We start from the raw sequence: 14159 nt of genomic DNA on the forward strand, positions 1-14159 counted from the left end.
AAGACATCAATGATTTTATTTTTTAATAGCGGATTTTTCTTGATAATCTTTTTAAAAGACCGCTTAAATCCACTACTCCAGACAACTTCCATCATCATCTCCTAGTAAGTCAGCAATCAAATCATCTACACTTCCCCTTTTAGCAGTAGCATTTTTAAATGCTTCTGTTACTTCTTTTGCATTAGCTAAGATTTCTAAACGACGGTTTTCAATTCTTTGTTGACGGAGAAACTCAAATAAATACTCTCTGTCTTCTGTAGGTAAGTTTTCAATAGAGTTAATAATTTCTTGTAGAGTCAACATATTAAAATACCTCCTTATTATAAATTATATATCAATCAGATAATATTTTTACAGATAAAATTCCTGTCTTCATCCTGTAAATCCTTTAATCCTGGACATCCTGTTAGCGTAGCCATTTCTGACAGTTTTCCTAAATACCAACTGACGTTATTAATACTCACCCTAATTTTTAGGAACAAACAAATAGACCTCTTGCAGAATTCATTTTATGTTACAATCCCTGTTTGCCTTAATTTTAGCCAAAAGTTAGAAGAATTAAACGCCTATCTTTAAATTTGCGATGCCTTCGGCGAGCGTAGCTATCGCAACAACACCCAAACATACATAAAATCTAAAATATTTAATTATACCACAAAAACAATTGTGCAAGAGGTCTAATATAAATTTATTAGGAATTTGAGGATGTGGTTATACTTGCACTAACACGGCTTTCCCAACCCTATCACCCGTTCTATCCCCATACTGTAAAAACTTAATTGGCATAAAAGATTTATGATAAGTATAAATCAAGAATTTGATGAAAGTAAAATTATGCGTCCATATCATAAAATTCCAATTATTGAATGTGGTGAACCTTTAGTTAAGATTCCCCTAGAATTGTTTGCAGTAGAAACTCCCCATCCTTATGAAAAATTAGGTGCTAACTATGGCGAACACTCACCTTATTATCTGCGTGAAAGTGTTGTTAAAAACTTAATTAAGGCACAAAATTATTTACAATTACTGCATCCTGGTTGGTATATTCAAATCTTTGATGCTTATCGTCCGGTGGCTGTGCAGCAATTTATGGTCGATTATAGCTTTGCACAAGCTTTGCAAGAAAGAGGATTAATTGCAGCTAATTTATCACCCCAGGAAAAAGAAAATATTTGGAAACAAGTTTATGAAATTTGGGCTTTACCAAGTTTAAATATAAATACTCCTCCTCCCCATAGTACCGGGTCTGCTGTGGATATTACTTTGGTAGATGATGGTGGGAAAGTTGTGAATATGGGTTCACCAATTGATGAAATGTCCGAGCGATCGCACCCCGATTATTATGTTAATAGTCATGAAAAATACCATCAATTTCGACAATTGTTATTAGATATCATGTTAAAGGCAGGGTTTCAACGTAATCCTAAAGAATGGTGGCATTTTTCTTTTGGTGATCAAATGTGGGCGTGGTTATGTAATCAATCAAATCCTGATCATCCCGTCACTGCACGTTATGGGCGTTGGGAATCTCAGCTTGTTTGATATTCTTCCCTGTAACACCCGATTGAAATCGTTATACTAGCTGTGGGAATTATATTTTTTATTGATTGCCATCATTATGTCTTTAGTTAAAACCTCACTAGTTGGTTTAAAAGCTGACTCATTCCGTCATCCTCTGGACTTGGAAGCTACTCAAACTCTCAAGCAAATTCCAGGTTTAGATATGATGGTCAGAAATTTGCTCGGTCCAATGGCTGAACAGGTTTTTTATGTAGAAAATATTGCTGCTAGTATTTTGGTTGGTGACAAACAATTACCTGATTTACACAAGTTATTATTAGATGCTTGCAATGTTTTAGATATTGAACCACCCCAGTTATATGTCCGTCAACATCCTGCGCCTAATGCTTATACTTTTGCTATGCGGGGTAAACAGCCTTTTGTGGTGCTGCACACTTCTTTAATTGATATGCTCACACCAGAGGAAATTCAAGCAGTAATTGCCCATGAGTTGGGACATCTCAAATGTGATCATAGTGTTTATTTAACACCTGTGAATTTATTAATCTTAGCCGCAGCGATTTTACCTAATGTGGGTGCTGTGGTGGCTCAAGCGTTGCAGTCACAGTTATTAGAATGGGTCCGTTGTGCTGAGTTTACCTGCGATCGTGCCGCTTTGTTAGCTACCCAAAATCCCAAAGTCGTGATGTCAGTATTGATGAAGTTAGCCGGCGGTTCTCCAACTTTAGCACCCAAGTTAAATCTTGATGCCTTTGTTGCCCAAGCTCGTGCTTATGATGACATCAGTAAAACTGAACTTGGGGAAATGGTCAAAGAAGCCCGCACCGCTCAATTAAGTCATCCAGTACCAGTATTAAGAGCGAGAGAAATTGACCGTTGGAGTAGTAGTCTAGATTACCAGAAGTTACTGCAAAATCACGGTTTTAAAGATAAAAGTGAAATCGCACCCAAGGGAGGTTGGCGAAATTGGTAGCTATCAGCGAATGCCATCATCTAGAGCGTCGATTCAGTAATGCTAGGTAATCTGTTTTTCTCTTGTAGGGGCGAAGCATTCGGATGATAAGCTATCGCTGAAACCATTGATATTCTGTCCGAATGCTTCGCCCTTACGATTAATGAATCGGTGTTCTAGGCTTTGATTGATTTAGTTAAAAACAAAATCCACCTACACATCAAAGTGCCAGGTGGATTTGTTAATCATTTAAAATGGAGCTTATGGGAGTTGAACCCATGTCCAAATTGGGTATTGACTCCCCGCTCGTTCACAGGTTTAGCCTTTCTGACCCTCAAGGCGGGAATCGTTCATTATCCCGAACGTAGGATACTCTGATTAATCTTAGCCAGCAAGCAAACCAGAGAAAGCTTACTAGAGCATCCGTTGGGGTTAGGTCTCTAGTCCTTAACGGAGTCAAACTGGAGACGCTCGAACCTATAAGAGGTTTTTAGGCAGCAACTAGTGCATCCTTACGAGCAAAGTTTACGATATTGTTCGCATTTACTTTTTTTTTGAGTCTTTGATTTCCGAGAGGAGACTCGCTCTCGACCTGAATCACAGAGCAGCTTTCGCCAACCTGTCGAAACCGTTAAAGCCCCATGTCTTTACACACTTTCATTATAGTCCATAGTTTTGAAAATGTGTTGCTTGACAAAAAATATTTCTGGGTACTGGGGATTGGGGATTGGGTACTGGGGAGGAATAACCAACAATTACCAACAACAATTACCTAAGATAGCGATACCTGGAATTTATTACCTTTCTGCTGGATTTGGAAGGAACTACAAGATTGTAGAAATTTGAGAAAACTACCACTAATCTGTAATTCTTTCATCTGCTTAGTGATGGGTTTACCAGATTTTTGATTAAATTTAATACCTAAAAGACCAATATCAATATAAATATTTTTAGAACCTTGCGTTAACTCTACCAGAATCATTTTGAGAGTTTGTTCTAAATCAGCCACAGAATTAATCCCAGATAATAAAACAGATGATGGAATGCAAGGTGCAAATTTATTTACTTCCCATTTATTATTTTGGAGTTGAACTTGAAAATAACTACAAGACTGCAAAAACTTGATAAATGTACCACTTATCTGTAATTGTTTCAGTTGATTTGTGATAGTTTTACCATATTTTTGCTTAAATTTACTTGCTAAAATACTAATATCAAAACTGTTTTGATTAGATTCATTGATTAATTCTTCTAGAATCATCTTGAGTGCTGCTTCTAAATGTAACGGTGTCGTAATCTTAGATAATAATTCCGATTTGCTATTATTGTTTTCTAATTTTGATATGCCAATATTTTTAGGTTGAATTTGATAGTTTTGATTATGTTCAAAAACAGTTACATATAATTCACCCATATCATCAATCTGATGAATTACAAAATCTGCTGGATGGTTAATAAATATATCTCTGTCTCTTTTGCCAGGCAAATATTTAGAGACAATATGACTAATATTTAAATGATATTTGATTTTATATAATTTAGAAATTTGAGAAAGTTTAATCCAATAACTAGCAGTCAAGTTTTGCTCATCTTTAATGATTTTTTTTAATTGGAGAATAAATTGTTCAAAGGATGGTATTTCTGGTAAAGGTTTAACACTATGAATCGTAGTTTCACCTGTGGAGTTATTGAAAATATTAATATTTTCTCCATGCTGACTGACTTGATATACTATTAACCCATGCTGCTGTAAGTTGTTGCATAAATTAGTCATTACTTTATCAGATGAGCAAACAAAAACTTCTTTAGCATTAGGATATAGTTCATGAATTGATGCACCAAAAGCAATCATTTTACCATCTGCATTATCTCTCCCAGCAGGAACATGAATCAAATCATAGCCACGTTCATGTAATTCTACATCTAGTTTGCCTCGATTACTCCAATTAGCAAAGGCAATTTTTACTTGCAATGGAAAATTACAAATAGTTGTTAAAAACTTTTCTGTATTGGTGCTAAGTTGTAAATTTTCCGCATCTAAAAGTAAAACGGTGATTCCTAATGTTACCAAAGAAGGCATAAATGGAGGAATCAATGAGCTATTTAACTCAGCTTGGAGGGGATTTTGTTGACGAATTTTGAAAATTAATTCTGATATTATTGGTAAATTTAAAGCTTCAGTCGCTAAAATTGCTTTCAGGTATAGTTGCAGCTTTTTTATGAGTTCTTCCCAAGTTCGAGTTTGACTCAGTAATTCTACAAATTTAGCATTTAAAGCTGATTGATTAGCCTGATTTTGCCACTGGACTTTTCTGTACTTTTCTAATAAAAATTCTGGTTGTTGTTGTTGGATAATAATGATAGCTTGGCAGATTTGAGAGGCTATTTTGTTTAACAAGACAGAATCATAGGTAGTAGTCAGCGGCCGCTCATGATTTAACATACAGAGTATTTCAGGTTTATGAGTTACAGTAAGAACGGGTTATCAAGCAATTTCTTCAATGTTCAGAATTAATCAGATTAAATGTAGTTTTAATAAAAATATCAATCATTAAAATTTTTAAGTGTTACCACAAATGTTTAAGGGGATGAAAGTTAAGAAAACAGGGTGAATATTAAGAATATTTTCACTGACAGATTTTATTTTATTATAAAAAAATCCCCAACTTTTTGAAAAAATTGAGGATTTGGATTTACTAACAAGTAACTACTGAGAATTTTCTTAAACTTTTAACAGTAGTAATTAAATGTTCTGCAACTGTATCTATTTCTGCAACAGTATTAAATCTACCAATGCCAAACCGCACGGTAGCATAAGCTAATTTTTCGGAATGTCCTAAAGCTATCAGCACATAGGAAGGTGCAACATTATTTGAAGAACAAGCAGAACCAGAAGATACTGCTGCTATTGGTTGTAAACCTAAAGAAAGTGCAGCACCATCTACACCTTCAATACTAATATTTAAGTTTCCGGCTAATCGTTTTTGCGGATGTCCATTCAGATAAATTCCTTCTACATGAGATATTTTTTGCCACAGTCTTTCTCGCAGTTCTATTAACCGCTGATTTTCTGTTTCTTGTTCTGTTAAAGCAATTTCCACAGCTTTACCAAAACCAACTATTTGCGGTGTATATAAAGTCCCAGAACGCATACCTCTTTCATGTCCACCTCCATGCTGTTGTGATGCCAGTTGCACTCTGGGGTTACGTCTGCGAACATATAAAGCGCCAATCCCTTTTGGACCATAAACTTTATGAGCAGTTAAAGACATTAAATCAATGTTTAATGCTTCCACATCTAAGGGGATTTTACCAATAGCTTGAGCCGCATCGGTGTGAAAAATAATTTGCCGTTGACGGCACATTTCCCCAATTTCTGCTAATGGTTGTAAAACGCCGATTTCATTATTTGCAGCCATAACTGATACTAAAATTGTATCATGACGCAAGGATTTTTCTAATTTTTCTAAATCAATTAATCCATCTTTTTGAACTGGGAGAATTGTAATTTCAAACCCCAAGGATTTTAAATATTCACAAGGGTCTAAAACTGCTTTGTGTTCAGTGGCGACAGTAACAATATGTTGACCTTTAGAAAAATACGCTTCTGCTATACCTTTGATAGCCAAATTATTAGCTTCTGTTGCACCACTAGTAAAGACAATTTCTTCAGGTTTAGCATTAATAGCAGTTGCTAAAATTTCCCTGGTTTGTTTAACTGCTGCTTCTGATTCCCAACCGTAAACATGACTTATACTAGCTGCATTACCAAACTTTTCTGTAAAGTAAGGAATCATTGCATTTAGTACCCTTTCATCTACTGGTGTGGTAGCGTGATAATCGAGGTAAATGGGACGATTAGACATAATTTTACTGAACCATTAATTCAAGAATTAAGTTAATATTTGACCTAGTTTTTTCAGGATTTTCAAAACTTGATAAAGTTCGTTTTCCCGTTTAGATAAAGTGAATTTATCAGACAAATCATAAGTTGGTGTATCTTGCTGAATGAGTTTGATAAATTGAAAATCTTCTCCACTTGTAACACATCCAAATATGGGCTTTTCTGGATGAGGACTAGCAAGCATATAAGTAAGTGCTTGAGGTATGGCTTCTAACAAAGAAAAACTAGCCCTTTTAGATTCAATTATCAGTAACCGTAAGGGCGAAGCATTCGGGTGATAAACTATCGCTGAAAACATTGATATTCTGTCCGAATGCTTCACCCCTACAAGGGAAAAACAGATTACTTAGCATTACTGAATCGACGCTCTAGATATTGCTTTTCTAAATCTGTAATTTCTGGTAAGTTTCCCCACCATTCAGCAAAGAATTTTTCATCATTTGATCGTTGTATACCAAATCTTTCTTCTAAATAGCCAATACCTCCATTTTGCGCTTGAATGAACTGAACCATATTTATACTATAAAAAATAGAAGTGCTATTTCTATTATATAAGGTCTGAATGATGATGTTATTTTATAAACACGACCAAATCACACCAGGTTAAAATTAATTAACACTTTGAAAACAAACGATAAAATCACTATAAAGAAGTTAATAAAAGCTGAGGGAGAGCGATAAATCGCTCACTAATAACCGTCTATTTAGCAGTTAGTTCCTGCATTTTTTTTAATACTGCTTGACCATGACCTTTTGTTTTTACATTTGGCCAAGAGTAGGCGATGATTTTATCAGGGGAAATTAAGAAAGTTGAACGAGCAACCCCCATATATTCTTTGCCCATAAATTTCTTTAAACGCCACGCACCATAGGCTTCTATTAATTGATGTTCTGGGTCACTTAATAGGGTAATTGATAAATTATGTTTGTCGATAAATTTGCAATGAGATTTACCAGAATCTGGACTGACACCGATAATTTTAGCACCTAAATCGGTAAATTGTGAGGATAAATCTGTAAAATCTTTGGCTTCTGTAGTGCATCCGGGGGTGTCATCTTTGGGGTAAAAATAAAGAACTATCCACTGGTTGCAGTCAGCAAGATTAATCAGTTTGTCGTTTTGGTCTGGGGTGGAAAATTCAGGTGCTGGTTGTCCGATTTGAGGAATATTAGTCATGATGGAATGTATGAAGATAGGAGACTTTAAAACTGTAACGGTATTTGTTAAATTTAGAGACATTTCAGGAAACGTCTCTAGAATCGTTTTGGCGTGATGCCTAGATATTAATACTATTGGGAATACGAGAAGGTAAAAGATAGGGATATTCAACACCGCTATCTGTTAAACGCTGCTGATTTCGGGTTTTAATTCTGCCTTCAATCTCCAGCAAATCATTTTGAAATTGGGCGAGAATTTGCCGATCAATTTTATCTGCAAACTGAATAAAATCAGAACTTCCTAATTTACTCCAGTTAATTCCACTTAACGCAAAGGTTAATTGCATCTGCTCTAAATCTCTGTTTGTTGGTGGTAGAATTTCTTCTAAACTAGCTGGTGTATCGGGGCGGCTATACATTGCTAAGGGTGCGTTAGGGACATAACTAAAGTAATCGTATTGACTAAAATTAATGGCTGCGTGTTGGGGTCCACAGGTAAAGATAACGATAGTCGCAATGTCTATTAATTGTTGCAAACTACCTATTTTTGTAAACCCTGGTACACGGGGATAGGAAGGTAGTGATTGGGGTTCTATTCCTGATGCTGTTACTAATTCTTTAGGAAACCATGCAGGTGCTTGGGGAAAATCTGATTTGGGACGGGTGTTTAAAGGTGCGCCGAGTTCTTCAGCCCAAGCTTGTAAATAGGGGTCTTGTATGACTGCTTTATCGTCTGGGTAGTAACGTTGTAAATAGCGATTTGTGTATTTAGCGATCGCTTCCCATAATAGCAAAGCATCGTCACGATAGGGAAAATCTGGTAATAATTTCGGTTCTATTCCCCGGACTTCAATATCATTTAACAGAGAATAATACCAAAAAGACTTATCTCGATAAGCTTTATTCATCAACTTAGCAGAAGTTTCGATAGTGGGAGCTATCAAATTATCAATTGCTGCTCCTTCTGATAATAAAATACTATTTCCCCGGTTATTAATGGCAATTAAAAATTTAAAATGGGGTGATAATAATTGGTAAACTGGGTGATTAGTTGGTAATTGTCTAGGAGTAGCAACAGCTAATGCTTCCATTGCTAAATGAGTATAAGTCACATGAGCAATTAATTGATGATGGGTAGCATCCGCAGTTTGCAAATATAATTTTGCTTTCATCCAATCATCTGCTGACTCTCCAGTAATTCCCGGAGTCACAACTCTACCTTTTTCAACTTCAATTAATACAGGTTCTAACCCTTTATCTGTATTATAAAATAAAGCCACCGGACTACCCACATATTTACCAGGTTGTAAATCGGTAACTTTCAAATCTTTCAAAATGGGATAGTCAGCAATAAACAATCTATTTTCACTTGCGGATTTGATTAAATCAATTGTACCGTTATTCGCTAATTTGTAAGGTTGAGTAGCCAAAGCTTGCAGAAAAGTTTGGTCATTTGCCTGAATTCTGCGGATAACTGTGGGGTTAGCGCCAGCTAAACGTTGACGAACAAATTCTTTATCGCTCAAACCTCCATCTCGTTCATGAATTACACTCATTACAGGACATTTAATATCTGCACTTTTAGCTAATGCTTGAAAAAATAACTTTCGATGTAGATTTTTATCTACATTGGCAATGTTTTTTGTAGCTGCCATAATCGTTTGCAGTAACTTCTTTCTTTCCCTGATATAACTACTATTAAATTGTTCATTGGGAGGTAAATATAAATTGAACCATCCCGACTGAAAAACCTCACATCCTACCAGTAAAGTTGATATATTCAGCCAATTTTCTTCTAAATCTGCAATTTTTTGATCTAACTGCTTGAGCAATAAAGTCCAAGGTTCTGAAAGTTTCCCCTGTTCTACGAGATTTTGACCTAATTTTGTGAAAATGTAACGGATAACGCCATCTTCCCCAGTGTGGGGAAATAATCGTGCATATCCCTTTTGATCTAAGTTATTGGGATCATAACGATAGTAACCTTGTTGTTCTTGCAAAGATGGATATTTTCTCATAATTTACTCCTATTTAGATTTTAGATTTTAGGTTTTAGATTTGGGATTGTGAAAAGTAGCTAGTTTCAATTTACTGCCATTGTGTTTAAAATGGGTATTACCATTTAAACGGTTGTCACTAAGATTTATGTTACGTGATTTTACCAGTCGAGATGAATTAATAATTTACCTGCGCGAACAATTTCCCCAAGCAGCAGAAAGAGATGATCATATTAGCGTTACTTTGGGAGGAAGAAAAGCCGCAGAGGAAATACTAAAAAAAGTAGACCCCATAGCCTACGCGAAAACACGTAATTCTCTAACTGGTGCAGTTACTAGATTATCACCTTATATTCGTCACGGTGTTTTGAGTTTAGGAGAAATTAGAGACTATATTCTTGAAGGTGTGGAAAATACAGAGGATGCAACTAAGTTAATCACTGAATTAGGCTGGCGTGACTACTGGCAAAGGTTATATGTCAAACTAGGAAAAGGCATTTGGGAAAACCAAGAAGAATACAAAACCGGTTATCAACCAGCAGACTACGCAGCACATTTATCGGTAGATATTACAGCAGGTAAAACAGGACTGGTTTGTATTGATAGTTTTAGTCAGGAATTACGAGAAACTGGCTACTTGCACAATCATGTGAGAATGTGGTTAGCTGCTTATATTATTCATTGGCGACGCATTCAATGGCAAGCCGGCGCAAAATGGTTTTTACAACACTTGCTTGATGGCGATCCAGCCAGTAATAATATGTCATGGCAATGGGTAGCCAGCGCCTTTAGTCACAAACCCTATTTTTTCAATCGGGAAAATTTAGAACATTATACTCAAGGAGTCTATTGTCGTCAATGTCCGCTTTATGGAAGTTGTGATTTTGAAGGCAGTTATGAAGAATTAGAACAGCGGCTTTTTCCCAAGGGGGAGTTTAGTAACAAGCCTAATAGTCAAAGTTGGCAGAAGGGTAAAAAAGGAAAATAAGTAGGTAGGCGTTGAAATTTATCGTTGAGGCAAGGCAAGAGGCAAGAGGCAAAAGGCAGTAGGAAATACAAATTTGCTACATAGGGCTTGCCGAATGTCAAAATGACAATCATTGCAAAAATGCTCCCTTTCCCTGAGCGAAGTCGAAGGGAGAAGTATATGGGGGTTTAGCACCACTAAACCCTTACCTGATCATTATTCATTTTTATTTTGCTAAATTCACGCAAATCTAGCCAATAACTCCTCACGAGATAACTGTAAAAGCAAAGGAGTAAATTCTTCTCTATTCATAGCAATGAGATGGTCGATAATTGTTGCTAACTGTGAATCAACTGCACCAAAGCGCACTTGTAAAATACTTTCAATCATAGCCCGTCGTTCTCTTTCTACACCTTCTTGTCGTCCTTCTTGTCGTCCTTCTTGTCGTCCTTCTTGTCGTCCTTCTTGAAGTCCTTGTTTTTTAAGTTCTTCTAATTGTTGTTGATACATTTCCGATAATTTCATAATTAACTCCTGATCATCTTGATCAATATCTTGTTCTTGACGCTGACGAGCCGATAACACAGCAATTAGGTTATTTACTAATTGTATAATATCCGCAAGAAAGGGACTATCATTTGCTAGTGCTTCTAATTCTTCTAATGCTTGTCTTTGTACTTTTCCTTTTCCTAATATCCGCAAAAACAGCGTTTCGGGTGTACTGGGTAGTTGATGAATCGCTACAACTACGGTTTTTAATGCTTTTGGTAAAAAATAGATGCCTTTTCCCCAGTTTATTTCATTCACAGTACCATTGAAGCTCTCTAGAATTTCTACTGATGCTGTAGGCGTAAGAATCCATAACTGGGGTAATTCAGCTTCATTAATTCTCGTCTCATTGCGTTTTGCTTGCCGTTCTAAGTCTGCATGAACGTCAAATAATTTACCCATACAACTGCGAATTTCACTCTTACTGACGGGATTACGAAATGGCTCAAATATGGCATAATTTGCCGCCATTTGTCCTAGTATTCCTAGTGTTTCTAAGCTTTGTGTGGGTTGGGGTGAAGGAATAAATAATACATCAATTTGTCTGACTTCTGCGGTGATATCTTTGCTGGTTTCTACTTCTCCGTAAGGTGTTAATAATTCTGTGAGATATTGTTTTGCGAATTGATCATGTATAAAACGAGTCATCAGATTTTAATTCCTGCTTTCATCCTGTTCATGCTTTAATTAATCCTGGGTGTATCCTGTCTCTCTAACGGGATAAGTATGACTCCAACGTCATCACGCAAGCTATAGCCATTTCTGACAAGTTTGGATCATGGCGTTATGATGACACAAGGGCTTGTGATACCAAACATTCCTAAGATTCCTAAGTAGTTCAAGAATTTTCAAGTAATTGGGGATCTTCTCTTAATAATGAATTTAAGGCAAAGGTGGGGGCGTTAAGTGCTAACCTAAAAGATGATATCGCTTGATCTCAGGTCTTTGACGACCGATTGTGAAAACTAGCTTCATTCATTAGGCGCAGCATGGTCACCACCGCAGAAAAAACAAACATAGGTTACATTACCCAAGTAATTGGTCCGGTTGTAGACGTTAAGTTCCCCGGCGGTAAATTACCCCAAATCTACAACGCTTTGACTATCACTGGCACCAACGAAGCTGGACAACATCTCAGTTTAACTGTTGAAGTACAGCAACTTCTAGGCGACAACCAAGTCCGGGCTGTATCCATGAGTACCACAGATGGTTTAGTCCGTGGTTTAGAAGTAGTTGATACAGGCGCTCCCATCAGCGTCCCCGTTGGTAAAGCTACTCTGGGTCGGATTTTCAACGTTTTAGGCGAACCTGTAGATAATCAAGGTCCGGTAAACGCGGAAACAACCCTACCCATTCACCGTGATCCTCCTAAATTCACAGATTTGGAAACCAATCCTTCTGTGTTTGAAACGGGGATTAAGGTTGTTGACTTGCTGACTCCCTACAGACGCGGTGGTAAAATCGGTCTGTTTGGTGGTGCTGGTGTTGGTAAAACCGTGATCATGATGGAATTGATCAACAACATCGCTACCCAACATGGTGGTGTGTCTGTATTTGCGGGTGTGGGTGAACGCACTCGTGAAGGAAATGACCTCTACAACGAAATGATGGAATCTGGGGTTATCAATAAAGATAATCTCAATGAATCCAAGATTGCTCTAGTGTATGGTCAAATGAACGAACCACCCGGAGCAAGAATGCGGGTTGGTTTGTCTGGTTTGACAATGGCTGAATATTTCCGTGATGTCAACAAGCAAGACGTATTGCTGTTTGTTGATAACATTTTCCGCTTTGTACAAGCTGGTTCTGAAGTATCCGCGCTCTTGGGTCGGATGCCTTCTGCGGTAGGATATCAGCCTACTCTGGGTACAGATGTGGGTGCATTGCAAGAACGGATTACCTCCACCACCGAAGGTTCTATTACTTCTATTCAAGCTGTATATGTACCTGCCGATGACTTGACTGATCCCGCACCTGCCACCACCTTTGCTCACTTGGACGGGACAACAGTATTGTCTCGTGGTTTGGCATCTAAGGGTATCTATCCAGCGGTTGATCCTCTGGGTTCTACTTCTACAATGTTACAACCCAATATCGTTGGTAGTGATCACTACGATACTGCACGGGCTGTACAATCAACCCTCCAACGTTACAAAGAATTACAAGACATCATCGCCATTCTTGGTTTAGATGAATTGTCTGAAGAAGACCGTCTCATTGTGGCACGGGCGCGGAAAGTTGAACGGTTCTTGTCTCAGCCTTTCTTCGTAGCTGAAGTATTTACCGGTTCTCCTGGTAAGTATGTGAAGTTGGAAGACACCATTAAAGGATTTAAACAAATTCTTTCTGGTGAATTGGATGCTTTACCTGAGCAAGCTTTCTACTTGGTAGGCGATATCAACGAAGCGATCGCTAAAGCTGAAAAGCTCAAGGGCTAATAGAGAGAGAGGGAACAGGGAACAGGGAACAGGGAACAGGGAACAGAAGGCAAAAGGCAAAAGGCAAGAGGCAAAAGGCAAAAGTTAATATTTTACCCATGCACTCTACCCCTTGCACCTCTACTTTCTTTACTGTCACCTGTCACCTGTCAACTGTCACCTAATTACTAAGTAGAAACTAAAAATATGACTCTAACCGTTCGTGTAATTTCCCCAGATAAAACTGTATGGGATGCTCAAGCTGAGGAAGTAATTCTGCCCAGCACAACTGGTCAGTTAGGCATCCTGACTGGACACGCACCAATGTTATCTGCTTTAGATACAGGTGTAATGCGTGTTCGTGCAACTAAGAATGCCAATTGGCAAGCGATCGCTCTTTTAGGTGGTTTTGCTGAAGTGGAAGAAGATGAAGTTACCATTCTTGTTAATGGTGCTGAACGTGGGGATGCTATTAATTTAGATGATGCCCGCAAGTCTTACAGCGAAGCACAAACCAAATTCAACCAATCTGCAACAGGGGATAAACAAGCCCAAATCCAAGCCAACCAAGCACTTAAACGCGCTCGCGCTCGTTTTCAAGCCGCTGGTGGTATGGTGTAAAACCTGAATTGGTAATTGAATTATTTGATATTGCATGGTGGTTGTATCCATCATGCAAATTTTTATACTTGTA

Annotated in this window: 11 protein-coding genes, 1 other RNA gene and 1 pseudogene; 5 read left to right on the plus strand and 8 right to left on the minus strand. The window is 37.5% G+C overall.

From position 1 onward, the window contains the following. Positions 1–72: 72 nt before the first annotated feature. Complete coding sequence (locus VB694_RS18535; protein WP_323361811.1) at positions 73–303, minus strand: hypothetical protein; 231 nt, start codon at positions 301–303, stop codon at positions 73–75. Between the two features lie 531 nt (positions 304–834). Between VB694_RS18535 and VB694_RS18540 the strand changes: the two genes are divergently transcribed. Both VB694_RS18540 and VB694_RS18545 read left to right on the plus strand, forming a co-directional pair. Beyond that, a complete protein-coding gene (locus VB694_RS18540) occupies positions 835–1542 on the plus strand; it encodes a M15 family metallopeptidase (protein WP_323361877.1) in 708 nt (235 codons plus the stop codon). A gap of 76 nt (positions 1543–1618) precedes the next feature. Then, positions 1619–2494: a M48 family metallopeptidase gene (locus VB694_RS18545; protein WP_323361812.1), complete on the plus strand. Its 876-nt coding sequence runs from the start codon at positions 1619–1621 to the stop codon at positions 2492–2494. A gap of 231 nt (positions 2495–2725) precedes the next feature. Here the strand turns inward: VB694_RS18545 and ssrA are convergent. The 6 genes and pseudogenes from ssrA to VB694_RS18575 all read right to left on the minus strand — a co-directional run bounded on the left by ssrA (position 2726) and on the right by VB694_RS18575 (position 9553). Further along, positions 2726–3114: a transfer-messenger RNA gene (ssrA, locus tag VB694_RS18550) on the minus strand. 131 nt (positions 3115–3245) lie between these two features. Then, positions 3246–4916, minus strand: a complete 1671-nt coding sequence (locus tag VB694_RS18555; protein WP_323361813.1) for an NYN domain-containing protein — start codon at positions 4914–4916, stop codon at positions 3246–3248. A gap of 253 nt (positions 4917–5169) precedes the next feature. Next, positions 5170–6339, minus strand: coding sequence for an IscS subfamily cysteine desulfurase (locus VB694_RS18560; RefSeq protein ID WP_323361814.1), 1170 nt, complete (start codon positions 6337–6339; stop codon positions 5170–5172). 27 nt (positions 6340–6366) lie between these two features. Then, positions 6367–6890: pseudogene (locus VB694_RS18565) on the minus strand (restriction endonuclease subunit R). Between the two features lie 187 nt (positions 6891–7077). Next, positions 7078–7554 (minus strand): thioredoxin-dependent thiol peroxidase, encoded by a 477-nt coding sequence (gene bcp / locus VB694_RS18570; protein ID WP_323361815.1) that lies wholly within the window; start codon positions 7552–7554, stop codon positions 7078–7080. Positions 7555–7654: 100 nt separating this feature from the next. Further along, positions 7655–9553, minus strand: coding sequence for a lipoxygenase family protein (locus tag VB694_RS18575; protein WP_323361816.1), 1899 nt, complete (start codon positions 9551–9553; stop codon positions 7655–7657). Between the two features lie 127 nt (positions 9554–9680). Here VB694_RS18575 and VB694_RS18580 point away from each other — a divergent pair, with 127 nt between their 5' ends. After that, positions 9681–10520 carry an FAD-binding domain-containing protein gene (locus VB694_RS18580; protein WP_323361817.1) on the plus strand — a complete coding sequence of 280 codons (840 nt, stop codon included), beginning with the start codon at positions 9681–9683 and terminating at the stop codon, positions 10518–10520. 219 nt (positions 10521–10739) lie between these two features. Here the strand turns inward: VB694_RS18580 and VB694_RS18585 are convergent, their stop codons facing one another. After that, positions 10740–11696, minus strand: a complete 957-nt coding sequence (locus tag VB694_RS18585) for a hypothetical protein (RefSeq protein ID WP_323361818.1) — start codon at positions 11694–11696, stop codon at positions 10740–10742. Positions 11697–12037: 341 nt separating this feature from the next. Here VB694_RS18585 and atpD point away from each other — a divergent pair, with 341 nt between their 5' ends. Beyond that, on the plus strand, positions 12038–13486 hold the full coding sequence (atpD, locus tag VB694_RS18590; RefSeq protein WP_323361819.1) for a F0F1 ATP synthase subunit beta: 1449 nt from the start codon (positions 12038–12040) through the stop codon (positions 13484–13486). Between the two features lie 186 nt (positions 13487–13672). Further along, positions 13673–14086: an ATP synthase F1 subunit epsilon gene (atpC, locus tag VB694_RS18595; protein WP_323361820.1), complete on the plus strand. Its 414-nt coding sequence runs from the start codon at positions 13673–13675 to the stop codon at positions 14084–14086. Positions 14087–14159 lie beyond the last annotated feature (73 nt).

It is taken from the genome of Anabaena sp. UHCC 0451 (genome assembly GCF_034931405.1).
Taxonomy (GTDB): Bacteria; Cyanobacteriota; Cyanobacteriia; order Cyanobacteriales; family Nostocaceae; genus RDYJ01.

Coding starts and splice junctions, on each gene's coding strand:
- VB694_RS18535 (WP_323361811.1), bottom strand. CDS start 303: ATGTTGACTCTACAAGAAATTATTAACTCTATTGAAAACTTACCTACA.
- VB694_RS18540 (WP_323361877.1), top strand. CDS start 835: ATGCGTCCATATCATAAAATTCCAATTATTGAATGTGGTGAACCTTTA.
- VB694_RS18545 (WP_323361812.1), top strand. CDS start 1,619: ATGTCTTTAGTTAAAACCTCACTAGTTGGTTTAAAAGCTGACTCATTC.
- VB694_RS18555 (WP_323361813.1), bottom strand. CDS start 4,916: ATGTTAAATCATGAGCGGCCGCTGACTACTACCTATGATTCTGTCTTG.
- VB694_RS18560 (WP_323361814.1), bottom strand. CDS start 6,339: ATGTCTAATCGTCCCATTTACCTCGATTATCACGCTACCACACCAGTA.
- bcp (WP_323361815.1), bottom strand. CDS start 7,554: ATGACTAATATTCCTCAAATCGGACAACCAGCACCTGAATTTTCCACC.
- VB694_RS18575 (WP_323361816.1), bottom strand. CDS start 9,553: ATGAGAAAATATCCATCTTTGCAAGAACAACAAGGTTACTATCGTTAT.
- VB694_RS18580 (WP_323361817.1), top strand. CDS start 9,681: ATGTTACGTGATTTTACCAGTCGAGATGAATTAATAATTTACCTGCGC.
- VB694_RS18585 (WP_323361818.1), bottom strand. CDS start 11,696: ATGACTCGTTTTATACATGATCAATTCGCAAAACAATATCTCACAGAA.
- atpD (WP_323361819.1), top strand. CDS start 12,038: ATGGTCACCACCGCAGAAAAAACAAACATAGGTTACATTACCCAAGTA.
- atpC (WP_323361820.1), top strand. CDS start 13,673: ATGACTCTAACCGTTCGTGTAATTTCCCCAGATAAAACTGTATGGGAT.